General features: G+C 56.1%; 14 protein-coding genes. 5 read left to right on the top strand and 9 right to left on the bottom strand.

The genetic code is table 11. The features are described 5' to 3' along the window. On the bottom strand, positions 1-2,269 hold a 2,269-nt coding region (locus VFO10_RS06475; protein ID WP_325138253.1), incomplete at its 3' end, for a hypothetical protein. A gap of 135 nt (positions 2,270-2,404) precedes the next feature. On the opposite strand from VFO10_RS06475, the gene VFO10_RS06470 reads away from it, so the two are divergent. Beyond that, positions 2,405-2,860: a TraR/DksA C4-type zinc finger protein gene (locus VFO10_RS06470; protein ID WP_325138251.1), complete on the top strand. Its 456-nt coding sequence runs from the start codon at positions 2,405-2,407 to the stop codon at positions 2,858-2,860. A gap of 63 nt (positions 2,861-2,923) precedes the next feature. Here the strand turns inward: VFO10_RS06470 and VFO10_RS06465 are convergent, their stop codons facing one another. From VFO10_RS06465 to VFO10_RS06450, 4 genes are all read right to left on the bottom strand, one after another. Further along, positions 2,924-3,130, bottom strand: coding sequence for a hypothetical protein (locus tag VFO10_RS06465; protein ID WP_325138249.1), 207 nt, complete (start codon positions 3,128-3,130; stop codon positions 2,924-2,926). A 52-nt stretch (positions 3,131-3,182) separates the two neighbouring features. Beyond that, on the bottom strand, positions 3,183-4,676 hold the full coding sequence (locus tag VFO10_RS06460; protein ID WP_325138246.1) for a hypothetical protein: 1,494 nt from the start codon (positions 4,674-4,676) through the stop codon (positions 3,183-3,185). 120 nt (positions 4,677-4,796) lie between these two features. Then, positions 4,797-5,534 carry a DUF3750 domain-containing protein gene (locus tag VFO10_RS06455; protein WP_325138244.1) on the bottom strand — a complete coding sequence of 246 codons (738 nt, stop codon included), beginning with the start codon at positions 5,532-5,534 and terminating at the stop codon, positions 4,797-4,799. Between the two features lie 114 nt (positions 5,535-5,648). Continuing rightward, positions 5,649-6,263 (bottom strand): glutathione S-transferase family protein, encoded by a 615-nt coding sequence (locus tag VFO10_RS06450; RefSeq protein WP_325138242.1) that lies wholly within the window; start codon positions 6,261-6,263, stop codon positions 5,649-5,651. Positions 6,264-6,477: 214 nt separating this feature from the next. On the opposite strand from VFO10_RS06450, the gene VFO10_RS06445 reads away from it, so the two are divergent. Then, entirely contained in the window at positions 6,478-7,449 is a 972-nt protein-coding gene (locus VFO10_RS06445) for an NAD(P)/FAD-dependent oxidoreductase (RefSeq protein ID WP_325138238.1), read from the top strand. A 7-nt stretch (positions 7,450-7,456) separates the two neighbouring features. Here the strand turns inward: VFO10_RS06445 and VFO10_RS06440 are convergent, their stop codons facing one another. Continuing rightward, positions 7,457-8,992 (bottom strand): FAD-dependent oxidoreductase, encoded by a 1,536-nt coding sequence (locus VFO10_RS06440; protein ID WP_325138237.1) that lies wholly within the window; start codon positions 8,990-8,992, stop codon positions 7,457-7,459. Positions 8,993-9,100: 108 nt separating this feature from the next. On the opposite strand from VFO10_RS06440, the gene VFO10_RS06435 reads away from it, so the two are divergent. Next, positions 9,101-9,499 carry a hypothetical protein gene (locus tag VFO10_RS06435; RefSeq protein ID WP_325138235.1) on the top strand — a complete coding sequence of 133 codons (399 nt, stop codon included), beginning with the start codon at positions 9,101-9,103 and terminating at the stop codon, positions 9,497-9,499. After that, the gene (locus VFO10_RS06430) at positions 9,496-10,365 is read left to right on the top strand and encodes a hypothetical protein (protein ID WP_325138233.1); all 870 of its coding nucleotides are present in this window, start codon (positions 9,496-9,498) and stop codon (positions 10,363-10,365) included. The genes VFO10_RS06435 and VFO10_RS06430 overlap by 4 nt, the downstream gene beginning before the upstream one ends. Here the strand turns inward: VFO10_RS06430 and VFO10_RS06425 are convergent, their stop codons facing one another. Genes VFO10_RS06425 through VFO10_RS06415 form a run of 3 tightly spaced genes read right to left on the bottom strand, consistent with a single transcriptional unit; the run spans position 10,366 to position 17,058 of the window. Next, the gene (locus VFO10_RS06425) at positions 10,366-12,873 is read right to left on the bottom strand and encodes an Ig-like domain-containing protein (RefSeq protein ID WP_325138231.1); all 2,508 of its coding nucleotides are present in this window, start codon (positions 12,871-12,873) and stop codon (positions 10,366-10,368) included. Continuing rightward, entirely contained in the window at positions 12,866-15,277 is a 2,412-nt protein-coding gene (locus tag VFO10_RS06420) for an Ig-like domain-containing protein (RefSeq protein ID WP_325138229.1), read from the bottom strand. Before VFO10_RS06420 ends, VFO10_RS06425 begins: the two co-directional genes overlap by 8 nt. Before the next feature lie 17 nt (positions 15,278-15,294). Next, positions 15,295-17,058 carry a hypothetical protein gene (locus tag VFO10_RS06415; protein ID WP_325138227.1) on the bottom strand — a complete coding sequence of 588 codons (1,764 nt, stop codon included), beginning with the start codon at positions 17,056-17,058 and terminating at the stop codon, positions 15,295-15,297. Between the two features lie 239 nt (positions 17,059-17,297). On the opposite strand from VFO10_RS06415, the gene VFO10_RS06410 reads away from it, so the two are divergent. Next, positions 17,298-18,725, top strand: coding sequence for a hypothetical protein (locus VFO10_RS06410; protein ID WP_325138225.1), 1,428 nt, complete (start codon positions 17,298-17,300; stop codon positions 18,723-18,725). Positions 18,726-18,727: the final 2 nt, after the last annotated feature.

The following is an 18,727-nucleotide window of genomic DNA, read 5'->3' as shown; positions in this document are numbered from 1 at the left end:
TGCTGTCATAGCTCTGCACACCAAAGCGGAGGGATCCATCCGCCAGCTCGTGAAAGTTTTCAAGGTCCGCGAGCGGATTGTCTGTGTCTCGAATGGACCAGGGCTCATCCAGACCTTCGCTGCGATCCTCCCACTCCGTATTATTCCAGGCATAAACTTTGGATCTCGATGAACCCTCATCACCCAGGACCCAAAGTTCCCCCTTGCTGGTCCTTAGAATATGACGCAAGTTGACGAGATAACTCGGGGTGCTTGTTATCTTCTGCCAGGCTGTTTCACCCTTTGCCTGAAAAAGGAGTGTCGATTTATTGCAAAGCAGCCAGCGACCCGACGCATCTTCTGTATAGCGGCTCTTCAAAGGCGCGGTGGTTTCACATTTGAAATTTTTTCCCGACGCATCCACCAAAGGCAGACTTTGCCAACGATGCTGCGCATCCATCAGGGCCAGTGCTGCAGCATTCAGGCAAAGAAGAGTGCCCTGATGATCCTGACCGAAGTTGTCGCAGGTTTGCGCCGGGCCTCCCTGATCGGAAGTGGGCTGAAATAGCCAGTTTTCGCCGACTTTTTTGCCCAAAACCGGCCCGCTTGCATCATGAAAGGTCCAAAAACCCCACAGCGCGACGCCATGCGAATCTTCAAAAAGATTCAGCTGCCGGGGCGGACGGGCGCCCAACATGCTGCTGATCGCCGGATCCGCTTCGAAGCCCTTCTTTCCCTGCTGCAGGATGAAACCATCCGCAGTAGCCAGGACGGTTCCATCTTTTCGCTTGAACAGCTGACTGCTGCTGATGACATCCTGCGTCCTGGGATGTGGGATGCTTTTATTGAGAAGGCGCTGTCCAGAAAACCAAAGATTTTTGCGCAGCACCCGCTCATGTCCGGCCTGATCACTGGCCCGCACATGAAGCGAGACTGAACTTTCCCAGTTTTCCGATCGCAGCCATTCCTGGCTCATATCAATCGCGATCGCGCGCGAACAGGGCTGCCAGTCGCGAAAGGCTCGTCCCTGGCAGCGGCCGCTCATACAACGGCTATAGTAAGCATCGCGTGAATTGCCAAGTGCCGAGGTCACCGTCACGCGACATTCGAGGCTGTCTTCCAAATACTGAAGGCCGACCGTCTCGTGTTTTAAATCCGTGATCTCGGCTTTCAATGTCAAAGGCGGCAGGGAAACCAAGGGAAAAGGCTGATTCCAATCCGGCTCGTCCCAGTTCACGGCAAAGACGGGTGCGCTGTTCGAGACCTGCACGCGGGCGCAGCTTAAAGCCGAGACATGGCCGGCGGCATCACGATTTCGCGCGAAGACAGCCCATTGTCCGGCTTCGGGAAGACTGATGCTATCGGCCTTGGTAAAGGCGGCTGCAGAGCCCCTGCATTGCGCTTGAGACTCGCACTGCAGCAAAGGACCCTGCAGGGGTTCCACGCAGTATTCCAGTTGAAGTTCGGGCTCTTTCATCAGATCGAGCGGCTGCCCGACGGAAACCACCAGATCGGGTGGAGGGTTTACGGCTCCGGTGTGGGCCGTCAGTCGCCACTTCGGGGCGTCCGGTACTTCACGCATGATCTGCAGAGGACAGCCCTCGCGGTTGCCGAGGACATCGAGTTCCGCTGGATCCTGTCCTGGTTTTAAATAACCGGCGCGCGCTGTGAGCTGATAGCGACCTGCGGGCAGCTTCTGCATGTCTAAAGCAGCGGGAAAGGCCTTGCGATCGAGCGCGGCATTCCAAAGGACATGGGCCGGCTCGCCCGTATCCGCTTTTTGAGCGGTAAAGCTGAGCCAAAGACCAGCTTTGGCTTCACCGTCGCCGGCGTAAAAGGCATTCAGCTGCAGCTGCTCATCCGCGGCGTAGGCATTGGAGGGACAGGAAAAACGCATGGAAAAGCTGCGGCGTTTTTTAAGTGGCAGGCGACGGAATCCGCTGCCTCCCGTTTCCAGCGAAAGATAGGCGGCTTCGTCGTGCACGGGATCATGGACAACGATATCGCCCTGGTTTTGTGGGTTCACCACCACGCAGCCGCCGCGACTCAGAGGAAGATCCTGCCAGCTTTCTTCGTGCCGCAGCCCAATCTGTAGAGTCTGCAGGCGGGCTGCGCTCAGGGGCTGATTGTCGGCATCGACAAGCTGCAAAAGCTGCGCTGAATTTTGGACCTGATCCGGTTCCAGTCCACAGGTGAAGGCTTTTTCCTGAAAGCTCTTTGAGAATTTCTGACAGCCCAAAAGAGTGACAAAGGCCAGGCCGGAAAGCACAGATCGCAGGAATTTCGACAAGGTAACGCCCTCTCGTTATCAGCAGCTGCCGATACTTACTGCTTTGGATAAGGAAAGAAAAGCCGAATCACCGGACCTGGGCGGCACAATTTATGCTGCAGGGAAGGGAAGGAGTCCTTTGCGGACACTCAACTCATGCGAAAGGAAAAGCCGGTGGAGCTGGAAAAATTGAATGAACTCCGTGAGATGCTGGAGCTCAGAAAGCGGGAGCTGCAGACCATCACCATCCATAGTGAACATAATCTGCGCGAGCTTTTGGCGCCAGACCAGGACGAGGAGGCACAGCTTGATACCAATCATCCCGCTGACATGGTCGTGGGTGATCCAGACTATGACAAAGGAATTGCATTGATTCGCCGTGAACGGGCCGAACTGGCTTTGATCAGCAGTGCGCTGGCGCGCATGGACCAGGGAACTTATGGGCAGTGTGAAGAATGCGGCCAGGAGATTCCTCTGGCGAGGCTAGAGGCCATTCCTTACACCAAATACTGCATCGGCTGTAAAGAGGACAAGGATGCGGCCGCGCAGCTGGGACAGAACATGGGTGCCGAAGGCTCGAATCCCCACGATGTGGGCAATCTTGGTGTGTGATGGTACGATCCCAGGACCGCGTCCTGGGTTGATTCAGCTGTTCATGCGGCAGCGGCTGAGCGATCATGAGACCTGAGGCGAGGCGGTGAATTCGTAGCTTTCTTCCGTATTTCGGAAAATTCTCACCACCGATCCATCCTTGGAACTTTTCAGCACAAGGAAGTCGGTTCCCACGGACTCGACTGTATAAGGCTCAGTGACCTTATAGATGATCTGACCGATGGGAAAGCTGCTGGCCCAGGACTTGTAAAAACCTAAATGATCCTTCATCGTTCCATTCCTCTTCGCATGGCGTCCATTCAGAACTACCATGCCTTTGGAATTAGTTCACGTCCCTTTTCCTGAAAAACTTCACGATATCACCAAAGCCATTTTCGCTGGTGCTGCCCGCGGGCACCAGGCGGAAGACCAGCGTGTAGGTCCGGCCGCTCGCGAGTTCGTAGTCTTGACTGAATTTCATCGTGTAGATGGAGCCGACCTCGGTGACTTCGAGCGGGGTCTGAATACGATCGAGGCGCTGGCCTGAGGCATCGTAAAGATCGACGCGCAGATCAAGGGGCTCAACGCTTGCGTAGGTGACGCTCATGTAAAGATCGGTCAGGCTGCTCACCTGTTCAGACACATAAACATAATCGATGCTATTCAGAGGAAGAACATTCGCCTGAATACGGGCCTGAGCCAGAGTCGCTTCCAGTCCTGCGCTTTGCGGCACCAGAGCCAGGGAGAATTCCGTTTCCACCGTGGGGGCGTCCTTCGGCAGAACGAGCGGCAGAACCAGAGTGTCCTCACCGGCGGCGGCTTTGAAGCGCTGGCTGCTCAAAACGCGGCCCTGGGCTTTGACGGTCAGGAGGAGGTCACGATCCGCGCCGGCTTCATAGTGAACCTTCACGGCCAGTTCCTTGCCAGGACGCGGGGGCATGGTGGGGCCGCCGTTCGGGTTCTGAAGGACGGGGGTTTCCAGTTTTTCATAGATCAAAGGTTCCAGAGTGAAGAGCACCTGCCGAAGATAGCTGTTGGCTTCACGAAGGATCGGATAATCACCGGAAAGATCGGCCATGCGACCACTTTCCACATGTTCAAAGTAACCTTTCATGCGCTGCAGATGCTGGACATAGACGTGCTTGCTCTGGCTGTCATCGGCGATGGAGGCGGCTGTGATCGTGGAAATATCCGTGATGCCCATGGAATTTTTCATGCGGAAATTCAGATCGCCGCTGAGCAGATCCAAAATCAGCTCCTGCTCCTGGCCATAGCCGGACTGCAGATAGCCCATTTCATAGCGGCCGTTTTGCTGGCGAACGAAAACGCTCACACCATCGTGATTGGAAATGCCGCGGCCGACCGGAGCGCTGAAGGTGGACAACGGATAGTTGTAATAAAGGGCCGCGCGAATCGGTTCGAGCGTGACGAAGCGCACGGGCTGATTGACTTCAGCAATCTTTTGAAACCATTCGCCACCGACCGGAATGATTTTGACGGAAACATAGGCCGAGGACAGATCGCGCAAAGCATCGGGCAGAGGAAGCTGGGCCGAGACATAGCTCGTGCCGGCTTTCACCGTTCGCCTGATGCCCGTGTACCAGCCCGTTTTATCCAAAAAATCAATGAGCACATCGCGGTCCTGATCCACACGCAATTGAATGGACACCGAAGTGGGGCGACCGGGATGAAAAACGCCGGTGTAAACACCTTGAATGCTATCCGGGGCGGTATCCTGCGCCATGAGTTGCGGACCGGGAATCAAAGTCGGAGTGCTGAACGCAAAGACCAGGGCGCAGGCAACAAACATACGCCGGAAGAAGGTGTGCGGTGACATGGGTTATCTCCCTGAAAAGATTTGGGAATATCTCTGAGCTGGGCAGGCCCAGAGGCAGCTTTGGGGTGTGATTAGCAAATTTTTTCAGGGAAGGATACGCGGAATGCTTGTTACATAAGCTCAACCAGGAGCTTCGGAATCACGCATGCCAAGGCGCCCAAGGAAAGGCAGTTTAAGGGCCGGCCTTAAAAAATCGACGCCAAGCGAAAGGCCCAGCAGGTTGACTTCAATGCCTTCACCTAACCCCATTGTGAGACCAAGGAGTCCGAAAAGTGAGAACTGAACTCCCGTGCCGGTTTCGGAAAGCCCGACAAGGTCGCCGGTGCCGATCCAGTCCTTGCCGATCGCATGGGGCGGCAGCTCAAAGCGCAGATCGGGGCTGCTCCGAATAATATGCGAAACAAAGGTGTTGCTGTTCGGCCCCGGCCAGGCGCGATAGAAGTCGTGATAGGGATAACTGGCAACGGCCGCTTGGATCTGGGGTATGGCGCTTTCAGCCCTGGCGCCTTTGATTTCATAAAGGAGGTCACTGTCAGCGCCAAACCAGCGGCGATCAGGAATATCCTCCTGGATGGCGATGGTGCTGCCCGTGCGGTTGAGCCCCCAGTTGGTGACGTGATAGGTCGTATAGGCCGCAGCGTTTTTTTCCTTGGTCGCGACCCAGGTGTGAACGGCGAAGTAACCGCGCCATCGAAAGGCACGCGCGGCATAGATCTGGACCAACGCCTCAGGCTCCGCGTCCGGGGAAGGCGCGAGGCCCATGCTGCTGCGATCGGCAGTGCGCCAGTCTTGGGCGGAAAGCGGGAGGGGCACAAGACCCAGAACGACGAGCATCAGTCGCGCAAGTTTACGGAACATGGACATGGCCTCATGAGTTAGGACGGGTCAATACCGGGGGATTTTTACAGGCGCGAGATGAATGGCGGATAAGAAAGGGGCTGACGTCGGCCGGGGCTGACGTCAGAACTTGAATTATTTTCTTTCGAGTTCGGCGACTTTGAGAGCCGCAGGACGTTCCATAAGACGATTGACCCAACTTTGAATGGCCGGGAATGAGCTGAGGCTCGCCCCGATCATAGGGCACAGTTTGGCCACCGAGGCGACGTTGATGTCAGCCAGCGAGAAGCTTGTCCCCACCATGTAGGTGCGGCCGCTCAGGTGCTGATCCAGAAGCTGATTCAAGGGTGCGATTTTTTCCAGGCTCCGGGCAATGATCGCATGATCGCGGTGAGCTTCGGGCACGAAAACTTTCTGAATAAAGGCGTCGATGATCGGCTTCTGATATTCCGCAAGGCCCCAGAAGCTCCACTTCAGGATATCGGCCTTTTCATGAAGGTCGGCACCCAGGAGCGCAGGTTTGTATTTTTCAGCGAGATAGAAATTGATGGCCATGGATTCCCAAAGAACGACATCGCCGTCCTTCAAAACCGGAACCTTGCCGTTGGGATTCATGCGCAGAAATTCCGGTTTTTTGTGCTCCTTCGCTCCCATATTCACCGGCACGGCCTCATAAGGCGCTCCGATTTCTTCCAGGGCCCAAAAGCAACGTCCTGCACTTGATCCTGCGGGTCCGTAAATCTGAATCATTCCGCGTCTCCTTCAGCTTCTGGCTGCTCTCTTGCCGTGTTGGCATGATCATGAAAACCTTCAAGCTAGCTTCGCGCGAAAGCGGAGTCAAGCCCTTTGCCCCTGAGGGGACGCGCTTGGGTAAGAAATGACGGGACAGAGCCAGAAGCTGGCGGTTCGAGTCTTGCAGGCCCGTCTCTGTCTTCTGCCTTTCACCCTTCTTTCTGGTGAACCTATGCGAACACAAAATTTTTTTGACGTTATCATAGTCGGCGGCGGCCCGGCCGGACTCAGTGCCGCTCTTCTTCTGGGACGCGCCTGCCGCAGAGTCCTGCTCTGTGATGCGCATCAAACCCGCAACTGGGACTCGAAAAAATTGCACGGTTTTTTGGCTCTGGATGGACTCAACCTGCGCGATCTTGTCAGCCGCGGGCGGGAACAGCTGGCTGCCCTCGGCACGGTGACCTTCTGGGATGATGAGATCGTGGATGGACGCCGTTGGCAGAATGAATTTGAAATCGTCACCAGGGGCGGGCGCAACGCCAGCAGCAGGAAGCTTCTTTTGGCAACCGGCGTCATGGATGAGCTGCCGCCTCTTGCAGGGGCTGACGCATGCTTAGGCAAAAGTGTCTTCCAAAGCCCTTACTGCGACGGCTGGGAAACGCGGGAAAAACCGCTGGCCATCTTTGGTCGCGGCGCACGGGCTTTTACGATGGCGCGGGCTCTTTATACCTGGAGCCGCGATCTGGTGATCTGCACGGATGGTCCTTCCGGGCTTCTTATGAAGCAAAGAAAGCAGCTCGAAAACCGGGACATTGCCGTGCATGAGGAGCTGATCGAATGTCTTGAGCATGATGACGGTCGACTCAAAGCCATTCGTTTTCGCAATGGACAGCGCCTTCCGCGTTCCTATCTTTACTTCAATACGCCCTGCTATCAAAAATCGTCTTTGACGGAAAGCCTCGGTTGTGAATTCACCGAGGGTGGCGCTGTGAAAACCGCGCACTATGAAGCGACGAATATACCGGGGCTCTATGTGGCTGGGACCATGATGAAGGATGTCCAGCTCGCGATCATGGCCGCAGCGGAAGGCACAAGGGCCGCGCTGGGCATTCAGAAGGCGCTGGCGAAAGAGGGCTTCATGCTGCAGGACATGGAAAAAGAGGATCGGCTGCAGCCCGAGCTTCATGTGGAAAACCCGGGCTGAAGTGAAGTCAATGCAGCTCGGCCTTGTTCAGGTTGCTGATGGCCGGGCCGTTGATCACTTCACCTTTGCAGCTGAAGCGGGATCCGTGGCAGGGACAGTCCCAGGTTTTCTCGACCTTGTTCCAGCGCACGATGCCGCCCAAATGGGGGCACACTGCGGACAGTGTATGCAGCTCATTGTCATGATCGCGATAGACCGCCAGTTTTTGCAGACCATGCCGAACGATGGCGCCTTCTCCTATCGGCACTTCGCCTGGACGCGAAAGGTCAGCGGGCGAGAAATAATCACGATACTGCAGGGCGACGTTGATGTTTTCCTTCAGGAACTCTTTGAGGGAGCTGAAGGATTTCGCCTTGCGTCCGGGATCATAGAGCTTTTCCCAGGGATTATTGCGCTTATGCACAAGGTCGTTTAAAAGCATGCCGGCGATCGTTCCATGCGTGAGTCCATGGCCTGAATCGCCGGTTACGATATAGAGCTGCTCATCACCCGGATTCCGCCCGATGAAAGCAAGGCAGTCCACAGGTTCAAGCACCTGGCCCGACCAGCGGGTCACGATGTCGCCGGCTTCAGGGAAGTGCTTTCTGGTCCAGGTTTCGAGTTTTTCAAAAGACTGATCCGGATCTTCGCTCTGGCCGGTTTTATGATCCTCGCCGCCTACGATCAGGAGCGTCTGATGTTCATTCGGCTGATAGAGGCGCACGTAATGATAAGGATCCTTCATGTCCCAGTAGAGCGCCTTGTTTACGCTTCCGGCTTCGATAGCGAAGGTCAGGATATAGGTGCGATAGGCCGCCTGTTTCGTATGCATGACAAAGCGGTTATTGAAGGGACTGTTGGTGGCCACCACCACATGCGCGGCCGTGTGGGTCGTTCCCTGACGCGTCGTCAGCGTGTAGGGGGCGGCATGACCATGAATGTCGATGACTTCATGGTTCAGAAGAATATTCCCTCCGTATTTCTGCACAGCTGCACTGAGGCCTTTTAAATATTTCAAAGGATGAAACTGGGCCTGGTTGGGAAAACGAATGGCCGCACCCTGTTTTTGTGAGCGCAGGGGTGGGGCCGGCAGCATCTCCAGATCCTGAAAACCAGCCCGCTTCGCCGCTTCGAATTCCTTGCGCAGTTCCTCGTTCTCAGCTTCCTCGGTGCTGAAGAGATAACCATCGACCCGTTCAAAACCGCAGTCGATGTTTTCCCGCAGACAGATGGACTCAATGATATCAATGGCCCAGCGATGACTTTCAGCCGCCAGGAACGAGCCCTCTTCGCCGAAGAGTTCCTCCAGTTCCGTGAAACGATCATCAAGGGCGCTGGACAGATGCGCGGACGTATTGCCGGTTTCACCTTCGCCCGGCTGGGACGCTTCAAGGACAGTGACACGCAGGCCTTCCATGGCCATGAGATATGCCGAGGTCAGACCGGCAATGCCAGCCCCGACTATGATGACATCGCTTGACTTATGCGGAACCTGATCCGCGAAATTCGGCCATTCACCATTTTTCCAAAGGCTGGCCGGCGAGTGAGACGCGACTTTTGACATAAATACTCCTACCGGATTCAGGGATTGTCGCAAAGTCAAATGCCAAAGCCGTGCCAGGACCCGAGGCAAGCTCCTTGCAAAGCAGGCTCAAGCGTCAAGGAGGACTGAATGATGCGTCGCTGTTTGTCCTGGATTTGGATCATCACCCTGCAGGGTCTGGGCTTCATGCCGATAGCCTCCGCGGCCGATTCCGTGTCCCGTGAATTTGCGGCAGCGCTGGAATTTCGCAGGATTTTCGCCACTCTTTTGGACCGCCCTTTGGCAGGACAGTCGTCTGTCACAGATGTCCTTAGGCAGCACCGTAGCCAACTCAGGACAATCATGGCGAGCCAGCTCTTTGAAGAGGCCCGAAGGATTCCGCATCCCCAACCTCTCCTGCAGCCGCGGCAGCCTGTGGGCCTGGTGATTATTCCCGGCACTTTGCAGGAGGCATCGGGCAAGGTGAATCCTTTCCCACGTACACTTCTTATGAAAACCTTGGGCGATTATTTAAGGAGCATTCCATGAAACGGCCTTTGTTTGTGAGCCTACTGTCCTTTTTCACCAACCTCTATCCGCCGCTGGTTTATGCCCAGGAGAAGACGGAAACGACGTCAACCGATTCAGCGTCGGATGCGGTCGAGGTGCAGTCGGAGCTGGGCGTGCTGGGTGTTGTGAATCATCGCATCATGTATAGCCGCGAGAATACCCACTTTGATTATGTGAAAGAAGGCGGGCAGGATAACCTCGTGACGTTTCAGCGTTACACGGCGGAGATGAAAATGGATGATGGAGCGCGTCTCCGTTTCGTCTATCAGCCGCTGGAGCTGCGCTCACGAACAGCTCTGCGCCGGGATATTCTCGTCGACAATGTGCCCTTCGCCGCGGGTACGCCTACGCAATTCGTCTACAGTTTCCCTTATTATCGCGGCACCTATCTTTGGGAAACCTGGAAATCCGATCGCACCACGCTGCACCTTGGCCTTGGACTTCAGATACGCAACGCCAAAACCGAATTCCAAACTCTGGATGGGAAAACCCTGGTCAGCAACCGTGGGGTAGGGCCGGTGCCGCTTTTGGCCCTGACCCTGGGCTATCGGCTGAGCCCGACTCTGGCGCTGGAATTCGAAGCCGAAGGGAACCACGCGTCATCGGCCATCCTTAATGGTGATGATGCCGATGAAACCACAGGCGCTTTGATTGATACGAGCCTCAAATTAAGCTCGCAGATCAACCAACGCTTCCGCACCTTTGCCAGCGTCCGCTATATCAGTGGAGGTTCCCGCGGCACGACGCGCGAGCGTGACAACTCCACAGGGGATGGCTTCAGCAGCAACTGGATCGATCTTGCTGCGGTCAGCGTGGGCCTTGTCGCCAATCTTGATGCTTTTTGATCACGTTTCTCGACAGGCGCAAACCCGCTGGAAATCAACATTGGAATCCGTCGCGTTGGTCGGCGTGGCCGTCTCGCGAACCGACTGCTGAATGTTCAAAGCAGGGATCGTCCAGATGGAACAACCCAGGCCTTCCCCGTGATTGAATTTATCGGTTTCCAGTTTTTTAATGTAACCCAGATCATAAAGCGCGTTGCCGCATTCAATGGGATCGCCCCCGCTGCCATAAGTGGAGAGCGTGGCCGGATGATAAGTGCGTCCGGTCGCGCTGCAGGTTTGATCGCAGCTGGCGCCTTTGCTGCTGAGGAAGACGCAGTAGTAGCCGGAAAGTTTTCCGCTCCCGGTACACTTGCTCACGACCTTCACGCTGGCATTCGGCGATATGATCAACTTGCCCGTGGGGGTGGTGAGAACCGCGCGCGGGCGAATCAAACCTTCGACCGTCCCGGCCGTGATCAGACCGTTCGAACCTTGAATGGTGCCGCAGCCCGTTGCCGGACAATCGGCCAGATAATACTGAAGGCCATAGCCTGTATAGTTTGAAATATTGGTCATGTTTTCCACCGTTCCATCCGTGAAACTGGCGTTGACGGTCAGGCTTGTGCTGTCGGCGCCGACCACAAGCGAGGTCTTGCCCGGAACCACGGCTATGGTTTCCACTTCCTTGGGCCTGATTTCCATATCAAAAGTGCCGTTGAATCCACCGCCGACCGCTGTGATCGAAACCGTGGTCGGTGTGGTGGTACTGCCCTTGGTGGTGAGAAGGCCCTTGCTGCCCGAGGTATTGGAAAGAGTCACAAGGTTGGTATTGTTGCTGCTCCAGGTCACCTGATTGGTATAATCCGCACCTGTTCCACAGGACATGATCTGCCCCGCCTGCATCTGAACGCTTTGGCCAATGGCCAAAGACGAAAGCGCAGCCGTGATGCCGACGCCGGTCACAACAGGCGCCTGAATCGTGATCACCGATGTGGCCTTGATGAGCTGATTGGTGGCTGGCTCCAGATAACTGGCCGTAACGGTCGCCGTGCCGGCTTTTTTGGTTAGTATCAATCCACGATGGTTGGGATCCGCGCTGGGAATCGCGGCATCCGAGGGATCCACAGACCAGGTGACGGCGGCTGTCATGTCCTTGCTGCTGTTGTCGGAAAGCAGGCCTTCGGCGGTAAACTGAGGATTATTCACACCGCAGGCGCCCTCAGGATTATCCGATTTGATCGAAAGACTCGCGAGCGCCGCATCCGTAATGGTGATCGGTGCCTGCAGCGTTGTGCTTCCGTAACGGGCATATACGATAGCGGAACCCTTTTGGATGGCCGCATAAAGTCCGCGAACGGAAGGCTCGTCCAGACCCCCGGCCTTGGCGATCTGATCGTTGCTGCTGGTCCAGCGCGCATAGGCCGTGATCTCCTGCTCGCTGTTGTTGGCCAGTACACCGTAGAGTTTAAAGTTTTGGTTCATGCCCAAAGGAAACGAAGCCGATGTCGGTTCGATGCGGAAACTTTTGAAATTCACGCTGGAAACAGAGAAGGTCTCCTCACCCTGCACGTCTCCATACTGGGCCCGCACCACCAGCTCGCCCGGATAAAGCGCTTCCAGCATACCCTGGCTGTTCACCGTGCCGATGCTGGTGTCGTTCACACTCCAACTCACCGAGGACGTGATGTCGAAGCTATTATTGTTATTGAACGTGGCGATCGCCTGGACCGGAGCATAGGTTCCCAAAAGGAAGGTCGTGCTGTCGGCGGTGACGGCAATGCTTCTGATGGCTGGCATTTGGATCTGGGTCCGGCTGACGATGCTCATGCCCTGATAGTCGGCTTTCAGACCGACCGAACCGACTTTCAAACCTGTGAATATTCCCGAGCCGCTGCTGCCCGTTGCACCCTGCAGCGAGGCGCTGCTGTTGGACTGCCAGACGACGCCATCGGTGATATCCGCCTGCGTAAGGTTATCGTAGTTCGCGGATAAGCGGAAACGCGTGGGCACACCGAGCGAGATGGCCTTGGGTACGATTTCAAGAGATTGGATCTGACGCGCTTTGATCTCGATCGGAAATTCGATCGAAAGGCTGCCGTATTGAGCCACAACCTTGGTTTTACCGGGTTTGATGGCCTTGATATCAAAGCGTGCGGAATCGGGATCATCCATGATCTCAAGCAGACTGGAGTCCTCGATTTCGAAACTCACGTCCTTGCTGAGCGTCCGCTCGTCACCATTGCGCTGCGTGGCGATCACGCGCAGGCTATCGTCCACGAGTCCTTCGATGATTTCAAATTTGCCGGGACGCGCTGTCAAGGACACGTAGGCCCGGGGATCCAAAGGATCGGTGCTGACTGTGCCGCCCGTGGATGAGCCGCCTTGCGACTGCTGCGCCTGCTCGGTGATGAGTTTTTTAATCTGTTCAAGCTTCTCCTGATCCACGGCCGCGGACTGGGTGACCTGTTTGGTGCCGCAGGATGTGAACCAAAGGCTTAGCAGAATGATGATGGGGGCTGATTTATTCACAGCTGCATACCCTCCTGAAATTGGCGAGGGAGGCCGCGCCGGTCGTAGCTATCGTGGATTCGCGCAGACCCAGATTCAGGCCTGATTGCGTAAAGATCGAACAGCCGATACCTGCAGTAGCCGTGGCACCGGCATTGAAGGAGTTCATCGAGGTTCGGAAAAGTCCGCCGAGGATGTTGCTGCATTCATTGCTGGATGAAGCGCCACTGCCGGCGACTGAAAGGGTGGCCCCATGTGTCAAGCGGCTGACGGCGGAGCAGGTGCTGTCACAGCTGTTGCCGGGTGCACCCAAAAACCAGCATTGATAGCCATAATACTGACCCGTGCCGGAGCAGGGGATATAGACACCGATACCATAGGACGCCGACGCATTCCCCTGGGTGGATGTCACGGTCAGCGTGAAATACGCGTCGCCGTCGGTCAGACCAGTGAGCCGCTTTTTGCCGTCGCCGGTATCTGTGAAGCTCGCAACAGAAGGGTTCGGCGGGTTCCAGCTCACGGAATAAATTCCGGTGGAGTTGGTGACGTCGAGTGTGCTGCTGTCACTGAACGTGGCCACGGCTATGAACTCAGCCGTGCTGCCCTTCAGCATGAAACCACCGTTGGTATAAGGCTGCTGCCGACGAATCTGAACAAGATCGAGCTGCTTTTCCGTAACGGTGATCGTGGCGGTGGCGGTCTGTCCGGCGAGGCTCACGATGATACGCATGCTGCCCTGGGCCACGGATTGCACGCGAATGCGATTGCTGGTCGTTCGCGTGATGCTGCCCACATAGTTCATGCCGGGTGAGGATACATCCGCTGTGATTTGAATCAAACTGCCGACATCGATCTGGGTGCTGTCGGAATACGTGCCCTGCACGCCGAAGTCAAAACTGCGACCGAGGGCGATGCTCGCTGTGCTGTTATCAAAGGTCAAGGACACGAGTTCTGGAGGATCCACGGTAACCGCGGCCGTTCCGGAAAGGTTTCGGGTCGTCAGAGGATCGACGTAGGTCGTGCTCAAAGTCGTGACGCCACTGGTTTTGCCGAGCAGCTGTCCGGGGCTTCCGTTGGGCACTTCGGCCTTCGAGGTCGCAAGGGTCTGGGCCTGGACCAGGTTCGTCATGTCCGCTTCCGTACCGTTGGTGTAAATGCCAAAGATCTGAAAACTTTGGGTGCGTCCTGCCACGACTCGCAGCGTGCTCGGGCGCACTTCAAGTCGGGCGAGCACTGGATTATCCACAGCCACGAGCGCTGTCGCCTGACGACCGTGATAGCTGGCCTTGAGGTTCGCGGAACCCTGGGTCAGTCCCTGGATGCGGGTCGTGCCGGTGTTGACGGACATGACGCTGGTGTTGGTCGATTCCATGGTCGCGCCGCTCGTCACATCCGCTGTGGTGCCGTCGCCATAGGTGGCCATGACAGTGTAAAGAGCGGATTCCCCTTGATAAAGGGTGAATGACGTCGGAGCTATGCTGAGAGCCGTGAGTTCCGGTTCCTGAACATAGATATCCAAAGGCACCTGCATTTGATTCGAACGCAGATAGGTTTGCAGGGAACCCATCTTGAGAGCGCTTATCTGCTTGCCGCTGATGGCAAGGGCTTCGGAGCTGCTGGCAAGGCTCCAATCCGAAAGCGCAGCTTCCGACCCATCGCTGTAAACACCGATGGCATCAAGCGTCAGAGTTTGACCCACGCGCAGGACCAGGGGATTCACGGAAGGTTTGATGCGAACGAGAGTCGCTTTTTCCTGGGTGACGGTCACATCGCGGCTGCTTTCAAATCCGGCGTAACTGATACGCACCGACCAGGTGCCGACCGCCGCCGCCTGGTATTGACCGGCTTTGTCGCTCACCGTCTTCAGTCCGCTGCCTTCATCAATCTGCCAGCTGACATCGTCGGTAACGTCGGCCAGGACTCCATCCGTTTTCAAAGCCAGGGCCTGAAGGGTCAAGCTCTGCGGCTGTATTTGGCCATTTTTAAGAGGCAATTCCACCGACAGGTTTTCGGGAAAAATCAGAATTTGTGAAATGGTCGCCGGCCCCACGCTCACCTGAGCTGTCGCGGAAACGCCCAGATATAAGGCAGTAATCACGGCCTGACCTTCCGTCAATCCCAGGCCCTGACCTTTTTGATCCACCGTGAAAACTTCGGGATTGCTGCTGGTCCAGCTGATGCCTTGGGTTATTTCCTGGGCATAGCCTTTGATATAAATACCTGTGGCGACCAGAGGGATGCGCTCCCCGGCTGCGAGGCTTTGGTTCGCGGGGGAAAGAATAATGGACTCGGGGGGAACGCCAGTGAGATCAATCTGACCAGAACTGGCCGCCGTTTCCAGGCCTTTTTGCAAAGTCTCCTGACCCTCCTTGCAGGCTGCAAGCAGGACGATCATCATGAGACTTTTTAAGAACCAGTTCTGCATGTCCTATCCTTATTCCATCAGGGCAGAACCTGTATGGATTTCTCTCCATTCAGTCCTTGGTAGCTGGCCGTGGCTTTGAAAAAGCCGGCGGCCAAGGGCACGCAGGCCCCTTTGCTGCCGCTGGCGTTGCTCACGTATCCGGCGAAATTCAAACCTGTGCCGACTATTTGAAAATTCCATTCGGCGCTGCTCGTCACATCGAGCGTGCTGCCATCGCTATAGATCACAAGTGCGGTCAGGTTTTTGGAACCGCCGCTCACCGATAAAGTGGTCCAGGCGGATTGAAGATTCAGCGCGACCGGAACGACAGGACCGATCACAAGATCCAGCTGAGCAATGACAGATCCGAGCGTGACTTTGATGGCGCCGGTACCCATGCCCGTGCCTTGGAAGCGGGATTTTACGCTGCTATCAAATTGTCCCGCCCCCGTTCCTGGCAGGAAGGCCCAGACGACATCGGCTGTGACCGCTTTGCTGGTCCCATCGGAATACGTGGCTGTGGCCACATAATCGCGGGTTTGATAGAGGCCCAGGGTGCCTTGGCTCGCGGCGGTGATCGCTATGTTGGAAACGGTGGCCGCGCTGATCGTCACAGTTTGCGTGACTGTTAAAGACCCGACCGTGGCGGATACGGTTGTGGTGCCTGCGCGGGCTGCCGTATAGCGACCTTTGGTGCCGGGAACCGCGGTCAGGATCGAAGTATTGCCGACCCTCCATGTGGCCCGGGTTGTGGCATTTTCCTGATTTCCATCGGAGGTGTCGAGCCAGACCTGAAAGGATTCGACTTCACCTTTGGCGAGATTGAAATTACGGCCCGAGACCAGGCGGAGAAGACTCGATTCGGCATCCACCGCGACGACATTGAAGCTTTGGGTCAGATCCTTGTATTGCACAGTCAGCAGTCCCGAGCCCGTCGTCTGGCTTACGATCTGCATAGCGCCACTGCCGTCCGCTTCCAGCGTACCAAAGCCTGCCGGCGTTAGCGCATAATCCGCGGCTTCCGTAATCAGAGTCGTGGTGCCATCGCTGTATCGAGCGGTGATTTCAAACGAACGGGCCGTCTGCAAAGGAAAAATAAGAGGCGCGAGGCTGATGGTCAGATCCTTTAAAACAGTCGCACCCTGGATGACATCCAAAGTGCGGGTTTGCACCTTATCGTCCATGGTGGCTGTGACCTGGGTGCGGCCTGGGGCCTTGGTGAGCAGCACTCCTGGCTTGCCGGAAAGGGGGACCAGCGAGTCTTCTGAATTGAGGGTCCACTTCACCTGCTGCGTTAAATCCTCCGAAGATCCGTCGCTATAGATTCCGGTTGCCATCATCGTGATGCGGCGCTCTTCATAAGCCTGCCCAATTTTTTCGATGGCGACTTCCAGCGATTCCGGGGCGATGTGCAGCTGATCGAGGACACGATCCGTGACGGTGACCTGTGCGGTGGCGGTGAGGTTTTCATACGTAAAGGTAATCGTTGCCGTGCCGGGTTTCAGAGCGATTCCAAGAGCGCGCTCATCTTTCACCCAATCAAAGACCTCAGGGTTGGAACTCTCCCAGCTGCCCCGATCGCTCAGATCCGCGTTACGGCCATAGGGAAGAACGCCAAGGACGGAAAGCGGCAGACGGCGTCCGGCCGCGACTTCAGTTTGATCGGGCAGAAGGCGCACGGAAAGAAAATCGGCAGCCGTCAGGGCACGCCCTTCGACCAACGCATCTTCAGATTGAACGGCCTGTTCAGTGCAACTGAGAAGGACCCAGACTGCAATCCAAACAGGCAGGAGGCACTTCATCGCCACGACCCGCCTTTCTTCAGTACAGCTATCGGAGCCTTGGCCCTTATCTTCATGGGCAGTCTATAGCGCTGTGATTGCGGGATCTTAGCCGTCATCATTTCCCAGGTCTCGGGGCCTATGTTCCGGATTTTTTGAGATTTTGCAAAGCGCGTCCTGCGAAAGGAACTCTTACCCCCTATCAAGTTTGGATTTTTTGCGCCGAACATCTGAGAAGACAGAAATCCAGGGAGAGGACCGTGCGCCGCTTGATTCACATACTGGCTTTGTCAGGGATGCTGGAACATGCCGCATGGGCCGCGGATATGGGATCTGAAGTGCTTTACATGGATGAAGACGCCAATTTCCTGCTGCTCGATCAGGTCCCGAGTGATCTGAAGGAGGGGGATCGTCTTTGTGTTTTCCATAGCAGCCTGAGTTTGCCCTTCTGCGAAGCGCAGTTTCGCTGGATTACGCGCAAGCCCCTGGTCTTTCTCCCGGCGACGATGATGTCCCGCTTTCAGGTCGGCAGTCGTTTGGAAGTCAAACGCATCTATGTCAGCGAACGGAAAAGCGAGGGCGCGGCTTATCTGGATGCCACGAGTTTTGCCCGGCAGTATCTGGCGGCACAAGAGGACGTGCAGCGGACGGAAAAAATCGGCACCGAGCAGGCCGAGCAGCCGAAGCTGCCGAAGGGAAATGCCCCGCGCCTGGAAGCCGATACGCCGGCGATAGAAGGCGGGGAGTTTCCGGAGATATTCATTCCCAAAATTCGTAAGTCCAAGCCCAAGCGAAAAAAAGATACCGGGGAAACCGCCGAGACCATTGCAGCCATTAAAAAATCGCTGAAGGAAAAAGGTCCGGCTCAGTATACATTTTTGCCAGTTCGCGCTGAACTCAGTCCGTCACGCGATGATGAGGCCGAAGACAAAGGCCCGACGGAAGCGGAAATTCCACCGGCGCCTTTGCATTCAGCCTTGGATGTGACCGTCTTTCAAACGATGCCTCTTTTGCCGGTGGCGGCGTTTCAGGGGCTTCGCTATCGCACGATTACTGCGGATACCTTGGATCGCAGCACCCTCTGGGTTAAAAATAAAAACGAATTGAAGCCCACCCTGGGGGCGGGCTTTTCTTTGAATCTTCTGCAGCGGATGAGTCACACTGTGGGTTTCGGCTGGCGTTACCATGTCTATGACCGCGCCCAATCACGCGCGACCTTCGATGAAATCGAAACCAGCCTGGAAGCCCGCACGACAACGCGCATCAGCGCTCAGGCCGTTCATGGCGAAATCGGCTGGCGTTTCACCCTGCTCGATGGGCTCTTTTTTGATCTGGCGCCTGGCCTTGATCTCTTTTATTCGGAAATGAAATTCAAAGCGCTGACCATCAACACAGCGAACGAAAGGGCTACGACCCTGGGTTTCGCCCATTCCAGTTTTTTCTTTCTCGCGCCTCGCGGCCACGCTGCGCTGCGCTATCAGTATCATGGCTGGGGCCTGGCCCTGGGGACGACGCTCAGCGTTCCAGTCTATAGCTTCAAGAAAAATTTCGATGGCGGCGCCGCACCTTCGGAACGCCTGACCTATAACGTCGATCCCGGAGCCGATCTCGATCGATCCCTGACCCATAAAATTCGACCTGTAGGGCTTGAAGCCTATCTGGGTCTTAGCTATCAGCCGCAGAGGTAAGC

It is taken from the genome of Oligoflexus sp. (assembly GCF_035712445.1).
Classification (GTDB): Bacteria; Bdellovibrionota_B; Oligoflexia; order Oligoflexales; family Oligoflexaceae; genus Oligoflexus.
This window is presented reverse-complemented; position numbering and strand designations above follow the sequence as displayed.